Genomic DNA, 24,162 nt, shown 5'->3' on the forward strand with positions numbered 1-24,162 from the left:
GCGGCCGACAGTGCCAGTATTGAGCCATGGGTTCACCGGATCTCACCCCTGCCGACCGTGCTCCACTGCCCGCTGCCGTCGAGGTACTGGTAGTCGGGGCCGGACCAGCCGGCTCGGCGTCGGCGGCGTGGGCCGCGCGCGCCGGACGTGATGTGCTGCTGCTCGATTCGGCCGTCTTCCCGCGCGACAAGACCTGCGGTGACGGGCTGACACCGCGCGCGACCGCCGAAATGGAAAAGCTGGGTCTCGGTGAGTGGTTGCGCGCGCACACGGTGAACCACGGCCTGCGGATGGCGGGCTTCGGCAAGCAGGCCCTGCTGCCATGGCCGGGCGGATCGTTCCCGACGTACGGAAGTGCCGTTCCCCGCACCGAACTCGACGACAAGCTGCGCGAGACCGCGATCAAGTCCGGTGCGCGGATGGTCGACGGCGCGAAGGTCACCGAGGTGCACCGCGACGACGAACGGGTCACCGGGGTGACGGTGCGCATCGGGGAGACCACCGACACGGTGCGCTGCCGGGTGCTGGTGGTGGCCGACGGCGTGCGCTCCCCCATCGGAAAGCAATTGGGCCGCACCTGGCATCGCCGCTACGCCTACGGCACGGCGGCCCGCGCCTACATCAAGTCCGGCCGCAGCGACGACCAGTGGATCTCCTCGCATCTGGAACTGCGCAATGCCGCCGACGAACTGGTTCCCGGCTACGGCTGGATCTTCCCGCTCGGCAACGGCGAGGTGAACATCGGCGTCGGCTCGCTGGCCACCGAGGCACGACCGTCGCATGTCGCGCTCAAGCCGCTGCTCGAGCACTACACCCGGCTGCGCCGCGAGGAATGGGAACTCGAGGGCGAACTGCGCGCGGTGGCCTCGGCGCTGTTGCCGATGGGCGGCGCGGTCTCGAACGTGGCAGGCCCGAACTGGGTGCTGGTCGGCGACGCCGCGGGGTGCGTGAACCCGCTCAACGGTGAGGGCATCGACTACGGCCTGGAAGGCGGGCACATGCTCGCGGACCTGCTCGACGAGCCCGATCTGACCCGGGTGTGGCCGCAGTTGCTGCGCGACCACTACGGTCGCACGTTCTCGGTGGCACGCAGGCTCGCGGGCCTGGCCACCCAGCCCAGAATGGTCCCGCTCGGTGGGCCGCCGGTGATGCGGTCGAAGTATCTGCAGCGCACCGCGGTTCGTGTGATGGGCAACTTGGTGACCGACGAGGACGTCGACCTGACCGCCCGCGCCTGGCGTGCGGCGGGACGGGCCTCGCTTCGCGCCGACGAACTCCCGCCGTTCTCCTCGACCTCCCCATGACCGGTAGGCCGACAACGGCCTGAGAACAGCCGTAGGAAGGGATGGTTGTGAGCACGACAGGTCGTCGGCCGGTGCTGGCGCTGCTACCGCATCTGCGGCGGGCGCGTGACCTTGTCGACCGCCGATACGCCGATCCGCTCGACTTGGACGAACTGGCCGGTTCCGCGGGCGTTTCCAAGTACCACTTCCTGCGCGCGTTCGCCGCTGTGTACGGCCGCACCCCGGCGGTGTATCTGGCGGAGCGGCGGATCGAGCGGGCCCAGGATCTGCTGCGCTCGACCAATGTGACCGTCACCGAGGCGTGCATGCTCGTCGGCTATTCGAGTCTCGGCTCGTTCAGCGCCAAGTTCCGTCAACTCGTCGGGGTGACGCGAGCGAGTACCAGGCGAAATTCGCCGACGGGGCACCGCACATTCCGGGCTGCTACGTCTTCATGCACGGGCTCTCCGACCGCGTCCGCCGCGACACCGCAATTTCGGAGAAGCCGGATGGCATCGCGCGACCCTAGCCTCGAACCATGACAACGATCACGAACGTTTCCCTGGTCACCGTGTACGTCACCGACCAGGACGCCGCCAAGCAGTGGTACATCGACAAGCTGGGTTTCGTCGAGAGCGCGGATGTGAGCATGGGCGACAACGGGTTCCGCTGGGTCACCGTCACCCACCCCGATCACCGCGAGCTCGAGGTGACGCTGATGGTGCCGGGACCGCCGCTGACCGACCACCTCGCCGACGCGATCCGGCGGGCGCTGGCCGACGGCACCCACGGCGCGCTCGGGCTGCGCACCGCCGACTGCCAGAAGAGCTACGAGGAACTCACCGCGAAGGGGGTCGAGTTCATCCAGCCGCCGTCCGAACGCCCGTACGGCACCGAGGCGATCATTCGCGACAACTCGGGCAACTGGCTGGTTCTGGTCGAGAACCGCAGCTGAGGCGGGGGTGCCGCTCGGTGGAGCGGCACCCGGCGCTGTCGGCTCAGAGCTTGGCGAACCAGTTCTCGATGAACTTGCGTTCGCTGTTGAGGACACGCTGGTGCAGCTGCTCGGCCAGTGGCTCGATGGCTCCGCCGACCAGTGGAACCTTCACCTTCACGGCGCCGACGACCTCGATTTCACAGCCCTCGGCGGTGGGGCGCAGTTCGTAGGTGCCCGACATCTCGGTGGTGATGCCGCTGGTGTTGCCGGTGAAACTGCCCTTGGCGGTCTCGCCGTCCAGTGGCTGCCAGTTGTCGGTGCGTACGAGGACGAGATCGCTCTTGAGCACCTTGCGCACAAGGGCGGGGACCTTGTCCTTACCGGGCGTTTCGGTCATATGGATGGTGATCGAGCCGGGGCCGTCGGGATGGGTGAGTTCGATGGTCGCGGTCTCGGCGGCGGCGAAGCGCGCCTGCCAGACCGCATCGTCGACGAGTGCCCGGTGAAGCTCTTCTACCGGGACGGTGTAGGGCACGGTGAAGCTGAATTTGCGGGACATGGGGGGAATGTTAGGTGAGGCCGGATCGAGGCGGCCGAGAACCACGGACTGCCGATGTCGGGGTGACCGGTACTGTGTGGCGGGTGTCGGAAACCAGCCTGTCGGAGCGGCGGAACAAGCGCCTGCGACGAGTTCGGGCGTGGGTGGTCGGTGCGGCCACGGTGGTCAGCGTGCTGATGGTGTTGCTGGTACTGGCGGCCTGGCGCAACGATTTCGAGATCGAGCGCCATCGCGGCGTCACCTCCGGCGAAGTGCTGTCCGCCGGCCGGTTGCGCTCGGCGGTGACCTATGTGACGCCCGACAGCGTGACCCACAATCCGAAGGTCGGCATTCTGTATCCGACGAATCTGACCGCTGGTCAGCGGATCAACGTGGAGTACAGCACGCGCGACCCCGACCTGGTCCGGGTGGCCGGGCGCGACGCGCGGGTGGCGACCATCCCGGCGGCGTCGGTGATCTTCGTGGCATGGGCGCTGGCCCTGCCGGTGCTGTGGCTCGTGCGACGCAAGCAGCGCGATTCGTAACTTCGTTTGCTGTTCGTCCCGGCTTCACGTCGGTGTGGGGGTGTCGCGCGGTGTGGCGGTCACCCTGGGAGAGTGCGCGTAGCCATCGTCTCGGAGTCCTTCCTGCCGAACATGAACGGCGTCGTCAACTCCGTGCTGCGGGTGTTGGATCACCTGGACCAGCACGGTCACGACGCGATGATCGTGGCGCCCGATACGCTGCGCGGCGCCCCACCGGCGCCGAGGTTCCACGGCCGGTTTCCGGTGCACCGGGTTCCCGCGATGATGGTGCCGAAGGTGAGTTCGCTGCCGGTGGGCCTGCCGCAACCGGGGATCACCGCCGCCATCGCCGATTTCGATCCCGATGTGGTGCACCTGGCCTCGCCGTTCCTGCTCGGCGCGGGCGGTCTCGCCGCGGCGACGCGGTTGGATCTGCCGACTGTGGCGGTGTACCAGACCGATGTGGCCGGGTTCGCCAAGAGTTACGGGCTCGGGCTGGCGGCACGGGCCGCGTGGGCGTGGACGCGCCGGATCCACGAGGGCGCCACCCGCACGCTGGCACCGTCGTCGGCGGCCGCGCACGACCTCGCCGAGCACGGCATTCCCCGAGTGCATCGCTGGGGTCGTGGGGTGGACATCGCCCGGTTCTCCCCGGCCGCGCGCAGCGACGAGTTGCGGGCGAACTGGCTGGGGTCCGGTGATCGGCTCGTCGTGGGGTTCGTGGGCAGGCTCGCACCGGAGAAGCATGTGGAGCGGTTGGCCGCGCTGGCCGGTGACCCGTCTGTCCAGCTCGTCGTGGTGGGCGACGGGCCGGAACGGGCACGACTGCGCGGGCTGATGCCGGATGCGGTGTTCACCGGCGAGCTGGGTGGCAGTGAGCTGGCCACGCACTACGCCAGCCTGGACGTGATGGTGCATCCCGGCGAACACGAGACGTTCTGCCAGGGCGTGCAGGAAGCGCTGTCCTCGGGTGTGCCGGTGATCGGGCCCGATGCCGGTGGGCCTCGGGATCTGATCTCGCACTGCCGCAACGGGTATCTGTTGCCGGTCGACCGGTTCACGGAACTGCTGCCGAGTGCGGTGTCCGCCCTGCGTGATGCGGGGCAGCGCGGCAAGTTCGCGGCGGCGGCGCGCAAGTCGGTGCTGCACCGCACTTGGCCTGCGGTCTGCACCGAGCTGATGAGCCACTACGCCGACGTCACCGGGATGCGGCAGCGATTGCCTCGCTCGGCTTGAACGTAGCGCCGCTGTCGTGCGCGAAGAACGCACGAACGCTTCGCGCCCGCGCGCACCAGGGTGGTGAATCCCACTGGCGCTATCGCGGCGAAAAAACTCTAAGCTCGGTTCGTGGCGACAACAGAGCAGCGAGAACCGATTCGGGCTTCGCTGGACAAGCAACCCCACGAGGTCGCGTCGATGTTCGACGGAGTGGCCAAGCGCTACGACCTCACCAATACGGTCATCTCCGGTGGCCAGGATCGGTACTGGCGGTGGGCGACGCGACGCGCTCTCGGGCTGCGGCCCGGTGAGCGGGTCCTCGACCTGGCCGCGGGGACCGGCGTCTCGACCGTGGAGCTCGGCAAGTCCGGCGCCTGGTGCGTGGCCGCCGACTTCTCGCAGGGGATGCTCGGGGCGGGTCGGTTCCGGCAGGTGCCGATGGTGGCGGGCGACGCGATGGCACTGCCGTTCGCCGACGATTCCTTCGACGCGGTGACCATCTCGTTCGGTCTGCGCAATGTCGCCGATATCGATCTGGCGCTGCGCGAGATGCTGCGGGTGACCAAACCGGGCGGGCGGGTCGTGGTCTGCGAGTTCTCCACGCCGGTGTTCGGCCCGTTCCGCACTGTCTACATGGAGTACCTGATGAAGGCACTGCCGCGGGTGGCGCGCGCGGTGAGTTCCAACCCGGACGCCTACGTGTACCTGGCCGAGTCGATCCGCGCCTGGCCGAACCAGCGCCGATTGGCTCGCCGGATCGCCGACGCCGGCTGGGACTCGGTGCAGTGGCGTGACCTCACCGGTGGCGTGGTGGCACTGCACCGCGGCTACAAATTGGGCTGAAACGGCGTCGACAGCCGGGGTGAGTCCGGTCACCCCGGACTGTGCGCGTCTGCGGGCCGGCGACCCGGAATGCGCCCTGATCAGGCGTGATATTCGGACCGCATCCTCACCGTCGAAATTTTGACGTGTGAGGTCGATTGTCACCTGGACATAACTTTCGGTAAATCCGGCGCAACGACACATGCGCATGATCGAGTCATGACAGGGGAAGCGGACGGCCGCGACACGGACACTGTGCGTACACAGTGCTCGTACTGCGGCGTCGGCTGCGGCATAAACGTCCAGACTAAGACTGATCAGTCTGGCGCGCGATTGATCGCGAAGGTCAGCGGTGACAAGCTGCATCCGGCGAACGCGGGCAGGCTGTGCACCAAGGGCGCCACCCACGCGGAGATGATGGCCGCTCCCGGCCGGATGGACACCGCCTACCGGCGTCCCGAGCGCGGCCAGGTCCCGGTTCCGCTGCCGGTCGACGAAGCCGTCCACGAGACCGCCACCCGCCTGCGCGCGATCCTCGACGAGCACGGCCCCGACGCGATCGCCCTCTACGTCTCCGGGCAGATGTCGCTGGAGGCCCAGTACCTGGCGACCAAGTTGGCCAAGGGCTACCTGCGGACCGTGCACATCGAAGCGAACTCGCGCCTGTGCATGGCCAGCGCGGGCACCGGTTACAAGCAATCGCTCGGCGCGGACGGGCCCCCTGGCTCCTACGACGACTTCGAACACGCCGACCTGTTCCTGGTCAGCGGCGCGAACATGGCCGACTGCCACCCGATCCTGTATCTGCGCATGGCCGAACGGCTCAAGGCAGGCGCGAAACTGATCGTGGTCGATCCGCGCCGCACCGATACCGCGGCCCGCGCCGACCTGTTCCTGCAGATCGCACCGGGCACCGACCTCGCCCTGCTCAACGGCTTGCTGCACCTGCTGGTGGCCGACGGTGCGATCGATTCCGCCTTCATCGCCGAGCACACCGAGGGCTGGGACGCGATGCCCGAGTTCCTCGCCGACTACCCGCCCGCCCGCGTCGCGGAGGTGACCGGCTTGGCCGAGGCCGATATCCGCACCGCGGCCACGATGATCGCCGAAGCCGGCGAGTGGATGTCGCTGTGGACCATGGGGCTCAACCAGTCCACACACGGCACCTGGAACACCAACGCCCTGGTCAACCTGCACCTGGCGACCGGCACCATCTGTCGGCCGGGCAGTGGGCCCTTCTCGCTCACCGGCCAGCCCAACGCGATGGGTGGCCGCGAGATGGGCTACATGGGCCCCGGCCTGCCCGGCCAGCGCAGCGTGCTCTCCCCCGCCGATCGCACCTTCGTCGAGACCGCCTGGCATCTGCCCCCCGGAACCCTGCGCACCGAAGCAGGCCCTGGCACCATCGACATGTTCGGCAAGCTGGCAGACGGCGAGATCAAGGCCGCCTGGATCATCTGCACCAATCCCGTTGCCACCGTTGCCAATCGCAAGACCGTGATCGCGGGTCTCGAGGCGGCCGAGTTGGTCGTGGTGCAGGATGCCTACGGCGAGACCGCGACCAATGCCTACGCCGATCTGTTGCTGCCCGCCGCGCTGTGGGCCGAAGCCGATGCGGTGATGGTGAATTCGGAGCGCAACGTCACCCTGTTGCGGCAGTCGGTCGACCCGATCGGCGACGCGCGACCGGACTGGTTGCTGATCGCCCAGGTCGCCACGGCGATGGGTTTCGCCGGCTTCGATTTCGCCTCCAGCGCCGAGGTGTTCGCCGAGTTGCGACAGTTCACCAACCCCGCCACCGGCTACGACCTCAGTGGCATGAGCTACGAGCGTCTGGCCGAGGGGTCGATGCAGTGGCCGTGCAACGACGCCGACACACCGCGCAACCCGATCCGCTATCTCAACGACGGCACCCATCAGCCGCTGCACGTAGCGGCCGACGGCACCACCCCGCGGCTCGCGTTCGCCACCGCGAGCAGGCGCGCGGTGTTCTTCCCCCGCCCGCATCTGCCCGCCGCCGAACTGCCCGACGACGACTACCCGTTCCTGCTCAATACCGGTCGGCTGCAACATCAGTGGCACACGATGACCAAGACCGGCAAGGTCGCCAAGCTGACGAAGCTGAACGGGGCGCCGTTCGTCGAAGTCCACCCCACAGACGCCCGACGCCTCGACCTGAAGCCGGGCGATCAGCTCGAGATCGCCTCGCGCCGGGGCCGTGCTGTGTTGCCGGTGCGCATCAGCGACCGGGTGCGACCTGGTGATTGTTTTGCTCCTTTCCATTGGAACGACGAACAGGGCGAATACCTGACGATCAACGCGGTGACCAATGACGCGGTGGACCCGGCCTCGCTGCAGCCGGAGTTCAAGGCGTGCGCGGTGGCACTGCGCCGGGTTGGCCCCGCCCCCACCGCCGAGCAGGCGCCCCCGCGACCCGCGCAGCTGCCCGCCGCACCGGCCGCGCATCCACTGGCCGGGATACTCGGCCTCGACGCCGGTACCTCGCCCACGCTCAGCGAGACCGAACGCATCTATCTCGGCGGCTACCTCGCCGCCCTGCAGTCACTGCCGGTGACCGGGCAGCCGGTGCTGCCGGTGAGCGCGCCGCTGTCGACACAGTCACGACTGTGGGTCGACGGCCTGCTGGCCGGCATGTACTCGCGCAATGCCGATGCCACCGCCGACGCCACCGACAGCCCTGTCCCCCACCCGGTCACGGTGCTGTGGGCCTCGCAGACCGGCAACGCCGAAGAGCTGTCCGCCACCGTCGCGGCCCGCCTCTCGGAGGCGGGTCTCACGCCGTCACTGCTCGATATGGATTCCTGCGAGCTCACCTCGATCGCCGGTGACGTTCTGATCGTCACCAGCACCTTCGGCGACGGTGGTCCGCCGGACAACGGTGCCGACTTCTGGAATCGGCTCGAAGACAGCATCATTCGGCTCAACGGTGTTCGCTACGCGGTGTTCGCGCTCGGTGACTCCTCCTACGACGATTTCTGCGGCCATGGCCGCAAGCTCGACACCCTGTTCGCCGAGCGGGGCGCGAAGCGACTACTGCCACGGGTGGACAGCGAACCCGATTTCGCCGACACCGCCGAGCAGTGGCTCGACGATGTCCTGGCCGCGATCACCAGCGGATCCCCCGACGACGGCGGCTCGGCCGGTGGTGCCCCGCAGGGTCGCGGCACCTCACCGGGCCCGTCGCGTGACCGTGACAATGCGGGCAGCCCCTCCAACAACCTCTTCCCTGACGGCGCCAACGGCGTCGCCCTGCACACGAATCCCACCCGCACGATGCCCTCACCAGCGGGTCGAGGTGGGGCGACCGTGCTCGACCGGCCGCTCGTGTCCGCTCCCGCCCGGGCACAGCGAACCCCTGCCGCACCGTTCACCCGCCAGTCACCGGTCCGCGCCACCCTGATGCGCAACGAGATCCTGAGCGCTCCCGGCTCGCCGAAAGAGGTGCGACGCTTCGGTTTCGACCTCCACGACCTCGAGGCCGGGTACGAGGTGGGCGATTCGCTGGGCGTACTGCCCGCCAACTGCCCCGATCTGGTCGAAGAATGGCTCGCTTGCACCGGCCTCGACGGCCGGCGCACGATCGAAGTCGACGAGCGCGAACTCACGCTCACCGATGCCCTGCGCACGCACTACGACATCACCAAGGTGAGCCAGGATCTGCTCGGCTTCATCGGCGAGCGCAACCCCCACCCGCAGTTGGCCAAACTGCTGCGCCGCGACAACCGCAACGAACTCGCCTCCTACCTGTGGGACCGCCAGGCCGTCGATGTGCTGCGCGATTTCCCGGTGCGCACCGATCTGGTCGACTGGCTGGGTGCCCTGAAAAAGCTGCAGCCCCGCCAGTATTCGATCTCCTCGAGCCCGTTGACCACCCCCGACGAAGTGCAGTTGACGGTGGGTGTCGTCCGCTACGGCGACCCGGTGGGCACCTCGGCCCGTCGCGGCGGTGTGTGCTCGACGTTCCTGGCCGATCGAGGCACCGGCGAGGTACCGATCTTTCTGCAGCGGGCACCGCATTTCCGTCCGCCGTTGGACCCAAATGCCCCGATGATCATGGTGGGCCCGGGCACCGGTATCGCTCCCTTCCGCGGTTTCCTGCACGAGCGGCGGGCCGTGGGCGCGACCGGGCGCAACTGGTTGTTCTTCGGCGACCAGCACGCGGCCCAGAACTTCTACTACCGCGCCGAGCTCGAGGACATGTTCCGCTCCGGCTTCCTCACCCGCCTCGACCTGGCCTTCTCCCGCGATCAGCGCGAACGGGTCTATGTCCAGCACCGGATGATCGAGCACGGCGCCGAGCTCTGGTCGTGGCTACGCGACGGCGGCCACTTCTATGTGTGCGGTGACGCCGCCCGCATGGCCAAGGATGTCGACGACACCCTGCTGCGAATCGCCCAGATCCACGGAAAGCTGGACGAGGCGGGCGCACTGGCCTTCAAAAAGCAGCTCGTGGCCGAGAAGCGGTACGTGCGTGACGTGTACTGACATGTCCCGCCCTGGGTCGGTTCAGGCCGCGCGGATCGCGGGCGGGTTGAGCCGGGCGAAGTCGGGCAGCCGGTGGTACGGGTAGTAGGGGTACGGGGGTGTCGTCGCGCTCGCGGCATCGAGAGCGGCGAGGTGTTCGGAGTCGAGCTGCCAGCCGACGGCACCGAGGTTCTGACGTAACTGCTCTTCGTTGCGAGCACCGATCAACACCGTGGCCACGGTGGGCCGCGTGAGCAGCCAGTTCAGGGAGATCTGCGGGACGCTGCGGCCGGTTTCGGCGGCGATCCGATCGAGCACATCGACCACGTCGTAGAGACGCTCGTCGTCGACGGGCGGGCCCGCCTGCGCTGTCTCGTGCAGTCGACTGCCTGCCGGAAGCGGCTGTCCGCGACGGACTTTGCCCGTGAGCCTGCCCCACCCGAGCGGGCTCCAGATGATGGAGCCGACGCCCTGATCGGCACCGAGCGGCATCAGTTCCCATTCGTAGTCGCGTCCGACCAGCGAGTAGTAGACCTGGTGCGCCACCGGCTTTTCCAGGCCGAGCGCCTCAGCGGTCGCGAGCGTTTTCATCAACTCCCAGCCGGCGAAATTGGAGACGCCGAGGTAGCGGATCTTGCCCGCCCGCACGAGATCGTCCAGGGCCGTGAGGGTTTCCGCCAGCGGTGTGCCCGCATCGAAGGCATGCAGTTGGAACAGGTCGAGATAGTCGGTGCCGAGGCGACGCAGTGACGCGTCGACGGCACGGATCAGCCTGGCGCGGCTCGACCCTGCCTCGTGCGGGCCGGGGCCGGTGGGGAGCGCCGATTTCGTCGACAGCAGCACTTGCTCGCGCCTGCCCTTGATCGCCGCGCCGAGGACCTCCTCCGACGCACCGTCGGAATACACGTCGGCCGTGTCGAACAGGGTGACACCGGCCTCCAGGCTGATGTCGAGCAACCGCCTTGCCTGCGCGGCATCGGTATCACCCCACGCGCCGAACAGCGCACCACGGCCGCCGAAGGTGCCTGCGCCGAAGCCGAGTGCCGGGACGAGAAGACCAGATGCGCCGAGCCGCCGGTATTCCATGAGAGCTCCTAAAGGGTCTATAGTTTCGTTAACACGATCGACAGTACACCCGACTCGCGCTAAATGAAACAGGAGTTCCGTTATGGACCACGACATCGCCTGGCCGGGCTCTGTTCGCCCTGGTGGACGGACCGCCCGGGTGCGCGAGTCCGTCCTGGAAGTGGCCGGCGATCTACTGGCGGACCGGGGGTTCGCGCACCTCGATCTGACCGAAGTCGCCACCGGTGCCGGGGTCGGCAAAACCACCGTCTACCGCCGCTGGCGTACCCCCGCCGGTTTGGTCGCCGATCTGCTCGTCGAAATGGCCGAGCAGTCGCTGCCCCGCGCCGACACCGGCTCACTGCTCGACGACCTGACAGCCAACGCCCGGCTGGTCGCGAAGACCCTCGCCGATGGTCGCCAGAGCAATCTCTTCCGCGCTGTCATAGCCGCCGCCACCTGCGACGATGCCACCGCCGCCGCGCTGCACACCTTCTACGACACCCGCCTCACCGAATGGGCACCCTGCGTCGAAGAGGCTGTCGTTCGCGGCGAAGCACCCGCCGGCACCGACCCGCGCGCCGTACTCTCGGCCGTCTCCGCGCCGCTCTACTACCGATTACTGGCCAGCGGGGATCCGATCGACGACGACATCGCCGACCGATCGGCCAGGGCTGCCGCTATCGCCACCGCCGCGGGAACGTTCGTCGTCACACCCGACGAGGTCAGCGCCTGACCGACGAGTACGCCCATACGCTGGATCAGCACAGGCCACCAGCGGAGGCCCGTGTCGAGACCGAGGTTCACACGACCGCGGAGCGCCAAGCGGGGTCGCGGCCGGTGAGACCGAGCAGTCGCTCGAATGCTGGTGCGTCGGCCGGGATCTCGACGACCGGGCCGAACAATCCGGGAGTACCCGCGGGGTCGGTGTCGCGCAGGAACTCGTGCAGGATCGCCATGTCCGCGGGGGCGACGCTCATCTGCTGTCCCGTCGCGACGGCGAGATCCCACGCATGGATGGTGATCTCGTCGAGCGCGACGATCGCCATCACCGGCGCGGGCAGCTCGACTCCACCGGCCTCGGTGTCGCCGTCCCAAGCCGCGCCCACACGCCACGCCACGGTCAACGTCTCGAGCTGCGCCGCGATGCGGGTTCGCCAGTCGTCGGGCAGCGGGCTGTCGGCACCGGCGGGCGGCGGCGCGGAGTGACCCACCGACTCCTTCGTCGCGGCCTGCCGGAAGGCCTCGGTCAGCCCGACCACATGGGCGAGCAGATCGCGCACCGTGGACTCACCGCACGGTGTCGGGTCGGCGAGCTGGTCGTCGGTGATGCCGTCGACGACCGCGGCAAGTGACCGAGCGGCGGGTTCGAGATCGAACTGCGGTTCCATGAGCACTCCTCATCGATGACTTCGCGGCTGCACTCGTGTAGACGGCCCCACTGTCGAAAAATCATCGGTGCGGGTTGCCGCGCGCACCGGATCGGCGCACCCTGGACAGCGCAGGATCCGATCAACGACACATCACGTCCGAGGCTCAACCGATCGAGCAGGCCGACGAACGAGGAGCACCGATGATCGACTACGAACCCACTCGCCCACTGGACGAGATCCCCGAGGCCGATCGCGTCGAACAGGAACAGTCCGCCTACCGCGACGACGACCCCGATGGTCCGGCCGACTACACCGACGAGATGGCGGCCAGAATCGCCCGTGACGCAGGCAGCGCGAATCCGGCGGACGTGATCGAGCAGACCATCCCCGTCCCGATCGACGAGGAGTTCGTTGTCGCCGACGAGGGCTGACGGGCAGCCGAGGCGACGGCGCGGGTTCGCCTAGCCGACGATCTTCGCCCGCAGGGCAGCGTGCAGTTCGCGCAGGCTGGACCGCTCGGTAGCGACCTCGAGCACCCGCAGCCCGTGCGCGTCGGTGGCCAGTTCCACGGCCAGTTCGGCGGGGTCGACCTGGCGGTGCGGGATGCGGTAGGCCGCGCACAAGGCGGCCAGATCCATGCCGTGCGGGGTGCCGAACACTCGCTCGAACACGCCCGCGTACTGCGGATCGCCCTGTTCGAGCAGCTCGAAGATGCCGCCGCCGTCGTCGTTGGCGACCACGATCGTGAGGTTGTCCGGGCGTGGTTCGCCGCGCCCGATCAGCAGGCCGGACGCGTCGTGGAGGAAGGTGAGGTCGCCCATCATCGCCACGGTGCGGCCCGGATGCGCCAGGGCGGCACCCACGGCGCCGGAGACCGTGCCGTCGATCCCGGCGACACCGCGATTGGACAGCACCCGGATGCCGGGGCGCGGAAACGAGACCAGGGCGGCGTCGCGCACCGGGTTCGACGCGCCGAGCAGCAGTTGATCGCCCTCGCGCAAGGCGTCCATCACCACGGCGGCCACGTGCAGGCCGGTCGCCTTCGGATGCGTGGCCAGCTCTGCCCGCACCACCGATTCGGCCTGCAGGTTCAGTTCGGCGCACCGGCCCAGCCAGTCGGGACGCGGCGCACCGGTGGTCACCGCGCGTGTGCCGGTGCCGACCACATTGCCGGACACGTCGGGCCAGCGCGGACCGGTGGTGAGCGCGAACACGGTGACGTTCGGATCGGCCAGCACGCGCGAGACCTGCCGGTGCAGGGTCGGGCGTCCGGTGATGATCGCTTGGGTCGGCTTCAGCAGCGACAACGCGAGCGGATGCAGGGCGGGACCGTGCATCGGCGCGGTCGGTTCGGCCACGGTCGGCAGCGCGGCGAGTTCGGGCAGCAGCCGCGCGCCGTGACCGGAGATGACGACGGTATCGGGCGTCAGGTCGATGTCGAGCGGCACATCGAGGGTGGCGTATTGGGTTGCCGTCCACGGCCGCTCGCCCTCGCGGCCGACGGGTAGCGGATCGTCGGACAGCTCGGGGACCAGCGGTTCACGCAGCGGAATGTCGAACTGCACGGGACCCGCGTTGCCGGAGCGGGTTCCGCGCGCGGCGGCGAGTACCCGGCACACCGTCGAGCGCCACACACTGTTCTGCCGAGGGAAGGCCGCCTCGCCCACCTCGGCCTCCGCCAGCCCGAGGCTGATCGTGGCACGCACCTGGGAGCCGAACAGCCCGAGCTGTTCCACCGTCTGGTTGGCGCCGGTGCCGAGCATCTCGTAGGGCCGGTTGGCGCTGACGACGATCAGCGGCACCCGCGCGTAATTGGCCTCCAGTACAGCGGGACCCAGGTTCGCGACCGCGGTGCCGGAGGTCATCACGACCGGAACCGGCTGCCCCGACGACACCGCGAGACCGATGGCGAGAAACCCGGCGGTGCGCTCGTCGACGCGCATGTGCAGCCGCAGCTTCCCGGCCGCGTCCGCCGCCTGCAGCGCGAAGGCCAGTGGCGCGTTGCGCGACCCGGGGCACAGCACCACTTCGCGGACGCCGCCACGGACGAGCTCGTCGACGACCACTCGTGCCTGCGCAGTTGACGGATTCACATTTACAGCCTGTCAGACCAGCGCGCACCCGTCTGCCCCCGGCCCGCGTTGCCTGCGTCACCGAGCCGGGCCCCGCACCGGCATTCGGACCCGCGACCGATCGCCGATAACACGGACCTGGATCAAGAGCTGTTCGAGAACCCGGTCGGTCGATATTCGTGGAATCGCAAAGAGAACAACAAAAGAAAGAAATCCGGCGACGAGCAAAGAGCTCGCCGCCGGAAATTCCGCCAACCGACAAAAGGCTGGTCGAATAAATGCTCAGATCACTCGGCAGGCGCGGTGAGATCCTGGATGCCGGTGACGGACTCGATGATGTTGAGGATCGCGGAGGTGGCGCTGTCGACCGCGGCACTGCCCGACTCGAGCACACTCGAACCCGCGGACGAGCCGGTCAGCATGTCGGCCGAGCCCGTGGCTGCCTCGGCGGACCCGGTCTCGGCGCTCGCGACGGCGGGACCGAAGAACATGACAGTGGCGGCAGCGGCAGCACCGGTGGCGGCGAGGGTCTTGCGAGAGATCATGTGAGCAAACTTCCTTTCGACCATTGCAATGCAGACATCTGAGCAATTCATATTCCGAATCGCCTGATTGGCAACGTAATCGATACGGCCGGGTGGTTGTCAATCGCGACGATGAATGCCGCGCGCTTGTCGAATTCGTGGCAACCCGCAATTATCCTGGCGTTCACCGAGGCGGTTATATTTCTCACACGGACCATCCCGGAATTTACCGCCGACCGGGAATCGGTGTGTCCGCCGCCACCGCGCACCCCTGTTACGTGAGTGTGGTCACCCTCGAACGCGAAAGGCCGGTGTGGTTCGGTCACCCGAACTCACACCGGCCTCGATCAGTCGATCGTGGCGAGGGCTACCCCGCCGTACTGCTCAGCCCGCGTGCTTCTGCACCAGATCGCCCACGCGCGGCAGTGCCTCGATGACGTGCTTCTTGGCCGAACCACGCATCGACGAGTACACCTTCTTCAGCGCCGGCCGGGTGGACGACTCGGCGCGGGCGTCGGTGACGGCCAGCAGCGACTCGGCGACCTCGTCGGACTTCGCGGCCAGCAGATCCGCGAAGGTGCCGGTGCCCGAGGTGGTGAACTCGGCCCAATACGGCTGGAGCTGATCGAGCAACTTCGGCGCCAGCGACGCGAGGCCGTCGGGAACGATGGTCGGGCTGATCTTCTTGACCGCCGCGTACCCACCCTTCACGGCGAGGCCGGACGCACCACCTTTGTCCGAGACCTCGGCGTCGAGCACCTCGACGGCGTCAGCAAGGAAAGCCGGACGTTTGGCGTCGTCGAGCAGGGATTCAGACAGTGCTGCAACCACTTTCAGGTTCCTCCGGATCGGTTCGATGTACGAGCAGGCGCAACTATACGCATCGGGTGCTCAGAGTATGCGGCGACCGCTCGAGCTGCGGTGTTGCGACCTCGTATCGAGCCCGCCGGCGATAGGGCAATAATCGTGTTCGTGACTTTCGATCCGAAGCTGTGGCAGCCCGTCCCCGGGTTCGAGGACCTGACCGACATCACCTATCACCGGCATATCGAGCAGGGCACGGTGCGGGTGGCGTTCGACCGGCCCGAGGTGCGCAACGCGTTCCGCCCGCACACCGTCGACGAGCTGTACCGCGCGCTCGATCACGCGCGGATGAGCCCCGATGTCGGTGCGGTGCTGCTCACCGGTAACGGTCCGAGCGAGAAGGACGGCGGCTGGGCGTTCTGCTCCGGAGGCGACCAGCGCATCCGCGGCCGCAACGGCTACCAGTACGCCGACGGCGAGACCGCCGACACCGTCGACGCGGCGCGCGCGGGTCGCCTGCACATCCTGGAAGTGCAGCGGCTCATCCGCTTCATGCCCAAGGTCGTGATCGCGCTGGTCAACGGCTGGGCGGCGGGTGGTGGACACAGCCTGCACGTGGTCTGCGACCTGACGCTCGCCTCGCGCGAACACGCGCGGTTCAAGCAGACCGACGCCGATGTCGGCTCGTTCGACGGCGGTTACGGCAGCGCCTACCTGGCGAAGATGGTCGGCCAGAAGTTCGCCCGCGAGATCTTCTTCCTCGGCAGGCCGTACACGGCCGAGGAGATGCACCAGATGGGCGCGGTGAACAAGGTCGTCGACCATGCCGAGTTGGAGAACGTCGCGCTCGAGTGGACCGCCGACATCAACGGCAAATCGCCGCAGGCGCAGCGCATGCTGAAGTACGCGTTCAACCTGCTCGACGACGGCCTGGTCGGTCAGCAGCTGTTCGCGGGCGAGGCGACCCGCCTGGCGTACATGACCGACGAAGCGGTGGAAGGCCGAGACTCCTTCCTGGAGAAGCGCAAGCCCGATTGGACGCCCTACCCCTGGTACTTCTGAGAACGGACACCCCATGGAGATTCTCAACAGCCGGATCATCGTGCGTCCCAGCGATTATGGGCGCACGCTGGCGTTCTATCGCGACGGGCTCGGCTTGGCGATCGCGCGGGAGTACCCGGGCGGCACGGTGTTCTTCGCCGGGCAGTCGCTGCTCGAGGTCGCCGCGCACGGTGGCAGCGGCCGGTCCGGCAGCTTCGACGGCGCCATCTGGTTGCAGGTGCGCGATGTCGACGACGCGGCGGCGGAGTTGTCGTTGAAGGGAATCGCGATCGAGCGCACTCCGGTGCTCGAACCGTGGGGTCTGCGGGAGATGTGGATTCGCGATCCGGACGGGGTCGCGATCGTGCTGGTGCAGGTCCCCGCCGAACATCCGATCCGGCGGGATCCGCGCTGGTCGGCGGAGTGAGAACGCAGTACCCGCGGCCGAGCCGAGTTGCCGATCGCGGCTCGGCCGCGCACGATAGCTGCGAGCAAGCGCCCGACCGATGTCGTCCGGACCGCAGTGCGAGTGGTGTCCATCTACTGAATCGCAGTGGCTATGTCTGGCTTTCCCGACCCGTTTCCCCGCAAACCGACCCGTTGGCCGGGTCTTGCCGGTCGCATGACACGATCGAAGCCGTGAGGGCGCGCGGCAAGCTGTATCCGGAGGTGGTGGGCATGTGGGAGCGCAGCGAGCGAATCATGTGCCGGCGCACAGGGCGCACGCCGAGCGCCGGCGAGGCCGCGGCGTGAGCAGAACCCTGCGGACGCTGCAGATGCCGACTGGTTCCGGGGTGAGCGAAGTGATGCCCCACCTGCGACAAGCCCTCGACGGCAGCGGTCCGGCCTGGTTGCCGATCCCGACCACCGACCGTCGTGAGGCCCGCAGGCTTTCCGACGCGCTCAAGCCGGGCGATCCCATCGATGACGATGTCGCACTGGTCGTGACGACCTCGGGCACCACCGGTATCCCCAAGGGTGCGCTGCTGGGCGCCGAGGCTCTGCGAGCCAGCGGCAACGCCACCCATGAGCGCCTCGGCGGGCCGGGTAGCTGGCTGTTGGCACTGCCGACCCATCACATCGCCGGCATCCAGGTGTTGCTGCGCAGCATTCTTGCCGGCACCGAGCCGACCGTGCTCGATGTATCGGGCGGGTTCCTGCCCGAGGCGCTGGCCGGAGCGGTCGGCGCGATGCGTGGACCGCGCCGCTATACCGCACTGGTGCCGACGCAGCTGATCAAATCGCTGGATTCGCCGGTGGCGGCCAAGGCGCTGGCCGAACTCGACGGTGTCCTGGTCGGCGGCGCGGCCACCCCCGCGCCGATCCTGGATCGGGCACGTGACCTCGGTATCACCGTGGTGCGGACCTACGGGATGAGTGAGACCTGCGGTGGGTGCGTCTACGAGGGCGTTCCGCTCGACGGCACCGAGGTGCGGGTCGAGGACGGTCGCGTCGTCCTCGGCGGTGCGATGATCGCGCGCGGCTACCGCAATCTGCCCGATCATCCGGCCTTCGCCGAGCCCGGTTGGTTCCGGACCGAGGACGCGGGCTCGTACGACGACGGGGTGCTCTCGATTTCGGGTCGCCTCGACGAGGCGATCATGACCGGCGGACTGCTGGTGATTCCGCAGGTGGTGGAGGCCGTGCTGGCCAACCATCCCGGAATCCGGGAGTGCATCGTGCTCGGCCTGCCCGATGAGCGACTGGGTCAGCGGGTCGCGGTCGCGATCGTGCCGACGCCGGGTGCCGAACCGACGCTGGACGAACTGCGTGCCCATGTGGTGGCCGAGCTCGACTCGATCGCCGCCCCGCGCGAACTGGCCGTCCTGACCGAGATCCCGCTCCGCGGCCCCGGCAAACCCGACCGCACGGCCCTGCGCAAGCTCCTGCTGGCCGAGTAGTCTGCGCGCCGGCGCGCGCGTGTTCTCGGCCGGACAACCGATGCAAGAGGTGCCGACAGCGTCGTGCAAGGGGCGTGCAAGTCGGGGTGGGCACGGTAGTGCTCATGACTTTCACACCCACTTCATCCCTGGCCGTCGAGGCGGACGGGCTGGTCAAGGTGTTCGGCAAGCAGCGGGCGGTCGACGGGGTGAGCCTGTCGGTGCCGCGCGGCGCGGTGTACGGCGTGCTCGGGCCGAACGGCGCGGGCAAGACCACGACCATCAAGATGTTGGCCACCCTGCTTCGTCCCGACGGCGGTAGCGCCCGGATCTTCGGCCGCGATGTCGTGGCCGAGCCGAACGCGGTGCGCTCGTTGATCGGTGTCACCGGGCAGTACGCCTCGGTCGACGAGATGCTCAGTGCCACCGAGAACCTGATCATCTTCGCCCGGCTGCTCGGCCTGAGCCGCCCCGACGCCCGCCGCAAAGCCGTCGAACTGCTCGCGGAGTTCGACCTCACCGAGGCCGCGAACAAACCGCTGAAGGCCTTCTCCGGCGGCATGCGCAGGCGCCTCGACCTCGCCGCAGGCCTCATCGCCGCCCCACCACTGCTGTTCCTCGACGAACCGACCACGGGCCTCGATCCGCGCACCCGCGCGCAGATGTGGGACACCATCCGCAGGCTGGTCCGCGAGGGTACGACGGTGCTGCTCACCACCCAGTACCTCGACGAGGCCGACCAGTTGGCCGACCGGATCGCGGTGATCGACCGCGGCAAGGTGATCGCCGACGGCACCGCCGACCAGCTCAAAGCCTCCATCGGCGGCGCGTCGATCCACCTCACCCTGCTCGATCCCGAACAGCTCGATGAGGCCCGCCGCATCGTCGGCGACTTCCTGGGCGTGAGCGCGCAGATCAGCCCCGAGGCCGGTCGGCTCACCGCACCGCTGCCCGACCCGAATCTCACCGCCGACCTGCTGATCCGGTTGCGCGACTGGGAGGTCGGGGTCGAGGAGATCACGGTCAGCAAGCCGACGCTCGACGAAGTCTTCCTCACCATCACCGGGCATTCGGCCCACGAATTCGACGACACCGAACGGAGCGCGGCATGAACGCTGTACTCACCGCTCCCGCGCAGACCGACGATCTGCCCCGGACCAGCGACCGAATCAGCCTGCGCGATACGGTCTCCACCTCGTTCACCATGGCCTATCGCGGCCTGCTCAAGATCAAACACAATCCGGAACAGCTCTTCGACGTGACGGTGCAGCCGATCCTGTTCACCGCACTGTTCACCTACATTTTCGGCGGCGCGATCTCGGGCAGCGTGTCGGGTTACCTGCCGGTGCTCATCCCGGGCATCCTCGTGCAAACCGTGGTGCTGACCTCCGTGGTCACCGGCACGCAGTTGCGTGAGGACATGGACAAGGGTGTGTTCGACCGCTTCAAATCCCTGCCCATCGCCCGGGTTTCGGCGCTGGCGGGCGCGCTGCTTGCCGATATGGTGCGCTACGCCATCGCCTCGACGCTGACTGTGCTGGTCGGGCTCGCCCTCGGCTACCGCCCCGGCGGGGGGCTGGCCGGTGTCGTCGCGGCCTGCCTGGTGGTCGTGGTGTGCTCGTTCGCGGTGAGCTGGATCTGGGCGCTGGTCGGCGTCACCGGCAAGAGCGCCGCGTCGGTGCAGGGCATCTCGATGATGGTGATGTTCCCGCTCACGTTCATGTCCGGCGCCTTCGCCCCGGTGAGCACCATGCCGGGTTGGATGCAGGCGCTCAATCACGCCAACCCGGTGTACTACATGGTCAACACCTGCCGGGAACTGATGAACTCCAACAGTTATGGCACCGATCTGGTCTGGTCGCTGGTCGGTTCGCTCGTGGTGATCGCGATATTCGCGCCGCTGGCGGCGCGGGCCTACATGCGTCGAGCCTGAACACCGCTACCCCGCAACGGCATTCGATCCTCCGAGTCGGATGCCGTTGCCGTTTTCAGTGCAGTCCGGCGATGATCTCGATGACGCGCATCGCGGCGTCGAGGCGGCGCGTGCCCGCCGCGCGATGCAGCGCGGCGTCCATCGCGGCCTCGCCCACCGCGCTCCGATGCAGCGCGAGGTGCGCGGTGAGTTCCATCGACGGATTGTCCTGCCTGGCCATCGATGTCTCTGCCAGAGCGAGCAGTTCGAGTCCATCCGCACGCCGGTTGTCGGTGGCGAGCAGGTAGGAACCGAGCGCGCAGGAGACCGCGCCGATCTGCGGCAGGTCGATGTACTGGGCCAACCGTTGATCAGCGGTCTCGATGATCTCCGACACCAGACCGGTGGCCGCCGTCGCCCGGCCGTGCAGCACATGGGCGCTCACGGTGGCGGCCGCGACCATCAGCGAACCGGGACCGGGCGTCGGTTCGAAATCGGGCCATCCGAGTAGCTCCAGCCCGCGGCGGTAGTGGCACAGTCCGGCGTCGATGTCGCCCTCGGCGAGTTCGAGTTCGGCCAGAGCGGTGGCGGCGTTCGCCAACCGGTGGTTGCGGCGGACGGTGGGGTCGTCGACCGGGCTGACGCCGGAATCATCGGGCCGCACAACGAAGTCGAGTTCGGCGCGGGCCTGTTCGAGTCGGCCGCTGCCGACCAACGCTGCCGCCAGGTAGCAGCGACTCTCCATGATCTCGTCGTGCACGCGCAGCTTGCTCATCAACTCCAGCGCGCGACGGTAATAGTGCACGGCATCGCCGTAACGCGCAGACTGGCCGCACAGTTGGGCCAGGTGCTGGCACACCGTCGACATACCCCAGACCTCCGCCGGGTCCATGTCGTCGAGTGCGCGCAGGGAGTCACGGGTCGAGCCGGCGATGTTGCCACCGTTTTCCCAGAAGTTGGCGCGCGCCACCAGCGCGGCGACCCGGACCTGTCGATGGTGTGAGCGCACACCCCGCGCGAACAGCCTGCCCAGCCGGAACTTCCTGGGCCGCACGGTGATCACCGCACCGAGGAAAGCCAGTCCTGGATCGAGTTCGGGGTCGGTCAGCAACCGCCGCGCGCGCGAACGCACGAGCGCCGTCGCGCGAGCGCCACCGTCTTTGAGGAACAGCATGTGCAGGCAGGTCAGCAGATGCGCGATCATCTGCAGGTCGGCGATCTCGCCCGAGGCCGGTGGCGGCGGGAGGGCGACCAAGCGCATCGCCCACCCGGTGAATTCCAGGTGCGCACCGCGCATCACCCACACCATCGCGACCACGGGAAAGACCGAGTACGCGGTGTCGGCGTCGGCTCGGTCGACAGCGGTGCGCAGCACGGCGACCAGGTTGTCCAGGTCGGCGGTCACCGCGAGCACCGCGGGCACCTGACCGCCGTCGCGGTAGCCGCGCACCGCACGCAGCGCGAATTCCCTCGCCCAACAAGCCATTCTGTCCCGAACGAGCGCGGACTCGGCGCCCTCGGTCTGCGCATCGACGGCATCGATCTGTTCGGCGCCGAACTCACGCACCGTTTCGAGCATGCGGTAGCGGACCCCCGCGCCGTCGGGGTCGTCGAGGACGGTGAGCAGGGACTGGCCGACCAACCCGTCGACCGCGGCGGCCACATCCGGGCCTGCGGCGACGATCTCGGCCGCGGACAGGGTGAACCCGGCCGGGAAACGGCTCAGCCTGCGCAGGGTGAGCTGCTGATCGGAGTCGAGAAGGTTCCAGCTCCAGGCGATCACCGCGTGCAACGTGCGGTGCCGGTGCGGTGCGGCTCGATCGCCGCTGCGCAACAGGGCGAAGCGATGTTCGAGCCTGGTCTCGATCTCGGCGACGCTCATCGTGCGCACCCGCGCGGCGGCCAACTCGATCGCCAGCGGGAGACCGTCGAGAGTGCGGCACAGCCGGATCACCGTGTCGGGATCCAGACGCACGTCGGGGCGCACCGCCCGAGCACGAGCCGAGAACAGTGCTGTCGCGGGCGAACCGGCCGCATCGATCGCCAAAGGGGCGAGCGGATAGACCGATTCGGCGGTGATGGCCAGCGGTGAGCGGCTGGTGGTGAGTATCGTCAACTGGGCACAACTGCCGACCAGATCGGCGACCACCTCGGCCGCGGCATCGATCACGTGCTCGCAATTGTCCAGAATCAGCACCATCGGTCGCGCCGCCAGCGCCCCACGCAGGCGTGCGCTCGTGTCGAGGTGCCTGCCCGGCCGGACAGCACCCGGATCGCGCACCTCACCGATACCCATCACCTGCCCGATCGCGACCTCGATGCCGGTGCGCGCTTCGGCATCCGCCTCCGATTCGGCCTGTACCGAGGCCAATTCGACGAGGACCACCGGCACCGAACGGGCCAGTCGTTCGCCCACCGCATGGGCGACTCTGGTCTTGCCGGTGCCGCCCGGCCCCGAGATGGTCGTCACCCTGCAACGCTGCGCCAGGTCGGTAATCGCGTCGAGATCGGCAGTGCGACCGAGCAATTCATTCGGTGCGGCACGCAGACCCCATGCTGTGCGGATTACCGGGGTGTGGTTCGGCGAGGACCGGTAGTTCGCCACTGCGACAGGCAGCGCGTTGCCCCTGCCCCGATCCACCCGCGTGAGATCGGTGGGCGATACGCCGGTCCACGAAGAGAAACTGTCACCGCTCGCCGACGTGCCGACCAGATCCCTCTCGACTTCCCCGGAACGCGGACGGTCAGCCGGGTACTGCCCGTCTGCGCTCTCATCGGCGGATCGGCTTCTCGGCATCGAGGCGCTCGGGTCGACCTCGGCGATGGCCAGTGGCGCGCGAGTTCCAGGGAGCTCGATCGACTCGCCACGCAGGATCGCGGTGTTGAGAGCGAGAAGGGCTGGGCCTGGGTCGGCGCCGAGTTCTTCGATCAGGCGCAGGCGGTACGTGGCGAAGACTTCGAGGGCTTCGCTGGATCGGCCCGCGGCGGCGAGCAGTCGGATCAGGGTCGTGTGGGCCGATTCGCCCAAAGGGTCGCTCGCGGCGGCGGCGCGAGCCAGCGGGACCGCGGCGGTGAAGTCGCGCCGGGTGGTGTAGGCGGTGAGTTCGGTGCGATCGAGATGGCGACGGAGCATGTCGGCGGCCGTGCGCAGATCGTCGGCCGGGGCGGAATCAGGAAGATCGGCGCCGGGTTCGCCGCGCCAGAGGGTGCGGGCCACTGCGATCGCGGCGAGGCTGTCGGCGGTGTTCGCGGCGGCCAGGAGTTCGTCGGCTCGGCGCGCCAGCGCGGTGACCGCGGTGAGGTCGACGCACTCGGCGGGCAAGGTCAGCCGGTAGCCCGCGGGGCCGATCTCCAGCGCGCCGTCGGGCAGCATCGCCCGCAGTCGCGAGACCTGGGTGTGCAGCGCGTTCATCGGCGCGCGGGGTGGTTGTTCGCCCCACACCGCCTCGATCAGCGTCGCAGCGCTGCGAGCCCGGCCGGGGTGCGCCGCGAGGGCGGCCAGCAGCAACCTGGCGCGGGCGCCGGGTAGCGCGATCATGGCGTCGTCGCGGCGGATCGCGATCACGCCGAGCACCCCCACGACAACGTGGGAGAGAGCCTCGGAGGGCGACCCCTCGGAGCCGCGGTGCTGTGCAGACATGCCGGATGTCATCGTAGGCGAGCCCGGCATCGGGTCCCCTGTTC

20 protein-coding genes and 1 pseudogene are annotated in these 24,162 nt (G+C 68.4%); 14 read left to right on the forward strand and 7 right to left on the reverse strand.

Going from position 1 to position 24,162, the window contains the following annotated elements; genetic code table 11:
* Nucleotides 1-26 precede the first annotated feature (26 nt).
* The 3 genes and pseudogenes from ACFWUR_RS04775 to ACFWUR_RS04785 all read left to right on the forward strand — a co-directional run bounded on the left by ACFWUR_RS04775 (nt 27) and on the right by ACFWUR_RS04785 (nt 2,238).
* Nucleotides 27-1,304, forward strand: a complete 1,278-nt coding sequence (locus ACFWUR_RS04775) for a geranylgeranyl reductase family protein (RefSeq protein WP_378901910.1) — start codon at nt 27-29, stop codon at nt 1,302-1,304.
* A 41-nt stretch (nt 1,305-1,345) separates the two neighbouring features.
* A pseudogene (locus ACFWUR_RS04780) lies at nt 1,346-1,812 on the forward strand (helix-turn-helix transcriptional regulator).
* Between the two features lie 9 nt (nt 1,813-1,821).
* Nucleotides 1,822-2,238, forward strand: a complete 417-nt coding sequence (locus ACFWUR_RS04785) for a VOC family protein (RefSeq protein ID WP_378901912.1) — start codon at nt 1,822-1,824, stop codon at nt 2,236-2,238.
* A gap of 43 nt (nt 2,239-2,281) precedes the next feature.
* Here the strand turns inward: ACFWUR_RS04785 and ACFWUR_RS04790 are convergent, their stop codons facing one another.
* On the reverse strand, nt 2,282-2,779 hold the full coding sequence (locus ACFWUR_RS04790; protein ID WP_378901915.1) for a DUF2505 domain-containing protein: 498 nt from the start codon (nt 2,777-2,779) through the stop codon (nt 2,282-2,284).
* Nucleotides 2,780-2,862: 83 nt separating this feature from the next.
* On the opposite strand from ACFWUR_RS04790, the gene ACFWUR_RS04795 reads away from it, so the two are divergent.
* The 4 genes from ACFWUR_RS04795 to ACFWUR_RS04810 all read left to right on the forward strand — a co-directional run bounded on the left by ACFWUR_RS04795 (nt 2,863) and on the right by ACFWUR_RS04810 (nt 9,828).
* Nucleotides 2,863-3,303 (forward strand): DUF3592 domain-containing protein, encoded by a 441-nt coding sequence (locus ACFWUR_RS04795; RefSeq protein WP_378901918.1) that lies wholly within the window; start codon nt 2,863-2,865, stop codon nt 3,301-3,303.
* Nucleotides 3,304-3,375: 72 nt separating this feature from the next.
* Nucleotides 3,376-4,518, forward strand: coding sequence for a glycosyltransferase family 4 protein (locus ACFWUR_RS04800; protein ID WP_378901921.1), 1,143 nt, complete (start codon nt 3,376-3,378; stop codon nt 4,516-4,518).
* A gap of 111 nt (nt 4,519-4,629) precedes the next feature.
* Nucleotides 4,630-5,343 carry a demethylmenaquinone methyltransferase gene (locus ACFWUR_RS04805; RefSeq protein ID WP_378901924.1) on the forward strand — a complete coding sequence of 238 codons (714 nt, stop codon included), beginning with the start codon at nt 4,630-4,632 and terminating at the stop codon, nt 5,341-5,343.
* Between the two features lie 198 nt (nt 5,344-5,541).
* Entirely contained in the window at nt 5,542-9,828 is a 4,287-nt protein-coding gene (locus ACFWUR_RS04810; protein WP_378901927.1) for a molybdopterin-dependent oxidoreductase, read from the forward strand.
* 21 nt (nt 9,829-9,849) lie between these two features.
* Here the strand turns inward: ACFWUR_RS04810 and ACFWUR_RS04815 are convergent, their stop codons facing one another.
* Nucleotides 9,850-10,893, reverse strand: a complete 1,044-nt coding sequence (locus ACFWUR_RS04815) for an aldo/keto reductase (protein ID WP_378901930.1) — start codon at nt 10,891-10,893, stop codon at nt 9,850-9,852.
* A gap of 82 nt (nt 10,894-10,975) precedes the next feature.
* On the opposite strand from ACFWUR_RS04815, the gene ACFWUR_RS04820 reads away from it, so the two are divergent.
* A complete protein-coding gene (locus ACFWUR_RS04820) occupies nt 10,976-11,608 on the forward strand; it encodes a TetR/AcrR family transcriptional regulator C-terminal ligand-binding domain-containing protein (protein WP_378901933.1) in 633 nt (210 codons plus the stop codon).
* Between the two features lie 67 nt (nt 11,609-11,675).
* On the opposite strand, the gene ACFWUR_RS04825 is transcribed toward ACFWUR_RS04820, so the two are convergent.
* The gene (locus ACFWUR_RS04825) at nt 11,676-12,263 is read right to left on the reverse strand and encodes a TIGR03086 family metal-binding protein (protein ID WP_378901936.1); all 588 of its coding nucleotides are present in this window, start codon (nt 12,261-12,263) and stop codon (nt 11,676-11,678) included.
* Between the two features lie 182 nt (nt 12,264-12,445).
* Here ACFWUR_RS04825 and ACFWUR_RS04830 point away from each other — a divergent pair, with 182 nt between their 5' ends.
* Nucleotides 12,446-12,676: a hypothetical protein gene (locus ACFWUR_RS04830; protein WP_378901939.1), complete on the forward strand. Its 231-nt coding sequence runs from the start codon at nt 12,446-12,448 to the stop codon at nt 12,674-12,676.
* Nucleotides 12,677-12,706: 30 nt separating this feature from the next.
* On the opposite strand, the gene menD is transcribed toward ACFWUR_RS04830, so the two are convergent.
* The 3 genes from menD to ACFWUR_RS04845 form a co-directional block, all read right to left on the reverse strand.
* Nucleotides 12,707-14,338 carry a 2-succinyl-5-enolpyruvyl-6-hydroxy-3-cyclohexene-1-carboxylic-acid synthase gene (menD, locus tag ACFWUR_RS04835; RefSeq protein ID WP_378901942.1) on the reverse strand — a complete coding sequence of 544 codons (1,632 nt, stop codon included), beginning with the start codon at nt 14,336-14,338 and terminating at the stop codon, nt 12,707-12,709.
* 266 nt (nt 14,339-14,604) lie between these two features.
* Entirely contained in the window at nt 14,605-14,862 is a 258-nt protein-coding gene (locus ACFWUR_RS04840; RefSeq protein ID WP_378901945.1) for a hypothetical protein, read from the reverse strand.
* A gap of 363 nt (nt 14,863-15,225) precedes the next feature.
* Nucleotides 15,226-15,672 carry a DUF6918 family protein gene (locus tag ACFWUR_RS04845; protein WP_056814402.1) on the reverse strand — a complete coding sequence of 149 codons (447 nt, stop codon included), beginning with the start codon at nt 15,670-15,672 and terminating at the stop codon, nt 15,226-15,228.
* Nucleotides 15,673-15,813: 141 nt separating this feature from the next.
* On the opposite strand from ACFWUR_RS04845, the gene ACFWUR_RS04850 reads away from it, so the two are divergent.
* The 5 genes from ACFWUR_RS04850 (at nt 15,814) to ACFWUR_RS04870 (ending at nt 20,499) form a co-directional block, all read left to right on the forward strand.
* Entirely contained in the window at nt 15,814-16,707 is an 894-nt protein-coding gene (locus ACFWUR_RS04850) for a 1,4-dihydroxy-2-naphthoyl-CoA synthase (RefSeq protein ID WP_378901948.1), read from the forward strand.
* 13 nt (nt 16,708-16,720) lie between these two features.
* Nucleotides 16,721-17,113 (forward strand): VOC family protein, encoded by a 393-nt coding sequence (locus ACFWUR_RS04855; RefSeq protein WP_378901950.1) that lies wholly within the window; start codon nt 16,721-16,723, stop codon nt 17,111-17,113.
* A 349-nt stretch (nt 17,114-17,462) separates the two neighbouring features.
* The gene (menE, locus tag ACFWUR_RS04860; RefSeq protein WP_378902495.1) at nt 17,463-18,587 is read left to right on the forward strand and encodes an o-succinylbenzoate--CoA ligase; all 1,125 of its coding nucleotides are present in this window, start codon (nt 17,463-17,465) and stop codon (nt 18,585-18,587) included.
* 104 nt (nt 18,588-18,691) lie between these two features.
* Nucleotides 18,692-19,678, forward strand: a complete 987-nt coding sequence (locus tag ACFWUR_RS04865) for an ATP-binding cassette domain-containing protein (RefSeq protein WP_378901953.1) — start codon at nt 18,692-18,694, stop codon at nt 19,676-19,678.
* The gene (locus tag ACFWUR_RS04870; RefSeq protein ID WP_378901956.1) at nt 19,675-20,499 is read left to right on the forward strand and encodes an ABC transporter permease; all 825 of its coding nucleotides are present in this window, start codon (nt 19,675-19,677) and stop codon (nt 20,497-20,499) included. Before ACFWUR_RS04865 ends, ACFWUR_RS04870 begins: the two co-directional genes overlap by 4 nt.
* A gap of 55 nt (nt 20,500-20,554) precedes the next feature.
* Here the strand turns inward: ACFWUR_RS04870 and ACFWUR_RS04875 are convergent, their stop codons facing one another.
* A complete protein-coding gene (locus ACFWUR_RS04875) occupies nt 20,555-24,118 on the reverse strand; it encodes a BTAD domain-containing putative transcriptional regulator (RefSeq protein ID WP_378901959.1) in 3,564 nt (1,187 codons plus the stop codon).
* Nucleotides 24,119-24,162: the final 44 nt, after the last annotated feature.

Source organism: Nocardia sp. NPDC058633 (assembly GCF_042717045.1).
Classification (GTDB): Bacteria; Actinomycetota; Actinomycetes; order Mycobacteriales; family Mycobacteriaceae; genus Nocardia.

Excerpts from the sequence above, each read along its gene's own strand:
- ACFWUR_RS04775 (WP_378901910.1), top strand. The coding sequence starts at position 27 with ATGGGTTCACCGGATCTCACCCCTGCCGACCGTGCTCCACTGCCCGCT.
- ACFWUR_RS04855 (WP_378901950.1), top strand. The coding sequence starts at position 16,721 with ATGGAGATTCTCAACAGCCGGATCATCGTGCGTCCCAGCGATTATGGG.
- ACFWUR_RS04840 (WP_378901945.1), bottom strand. The coding sequence starts at position 14,862 with ATGATCTCTCGCAAGACCCTCGCCGCCACCGGTGCTGCCGCTGCCGCC.
- ACFWUR_RS04785 (WP_378901912.1), top strand. The coding sequence starts at position 1,822 with ATGACAACGATCACGAACGTTTCCCTGGTCACCGTGTACGTCACCGAC.
- ACFWUR_RS04825 (WP_378901936.1), bottom strand. The coding sequence starts at position 12,263 with ATGGAACCGCAGTTCGATCTCGAACCCGCCGCTCGGTCACTTGCCGCG.
- ACFWUR_RS04875 (WP_378901959.1), bottom strand. The coding sequence starts at position 24,118 with ATGTCTGCACAGCACCGCGGCTCCGAGGGGTCGCCCTCCGAGGCTCTC.
- ACFWUR_RS04870 (WP_378901956.1), top strand. The coding sequence starts at position 19,675 with ATGAACGCTGTACTCACCGCTCCCGCGCAGACCGACGATCTGCCCCGG.
- ACFWUR_RS04810 (WP_378901927.1), top strand. The coding sequence starts at position 5,542 with ATGACAGGGGAAGCGGACGGCCGCGACACGGACACTGTGCGTACACAG.
- ACFWUR_RS04820 (WP_378901933.1), top strand. The coding sequence starts at position 10,976 with ATGGACCACGACATCGCCTGGCCGGGCTCTGTTCGCCCTGGTGGACGG.
- menE (WP_378902495.1), top strand. The coding sequence starts at position 17,463 with ATGCCGACTGGTTCCGGGGTGAGCGAAGTGATGCCCCACCTGCGACAA.
- ACFWUR_RS04830 (WP_378901939.1), top strand. The coding sequence starts at position 12,446 with ATGATCGACTACGAACCCACTCGCCCACTGGACGAGATCCCCGAGGCC.
- ACFWUR_RS04790 (WP_378901915.1), bottom strand. The coding sequence starts at position 2,779 with ATGTCCCGCAAATTCAGCTTCACCGTGCCCTACACCGTCCCGGTAGAA.
- ACFWUR_RS04865 (WP_378901953.1), top strand. The coding sequence starts at position 18,692 with ATGACTTTCACACCCACTTCATCCCTGGCCGTCGAGGCGGACGGGCTG.
- ACFWUR_RS04815 (WP_378901930.1), bottom strand. The coding sequence starts at position 10,893 with ATGGAATACCGGCGGCTCGGCGCATCTGGTCTTCTCGTCCCGGCACTC.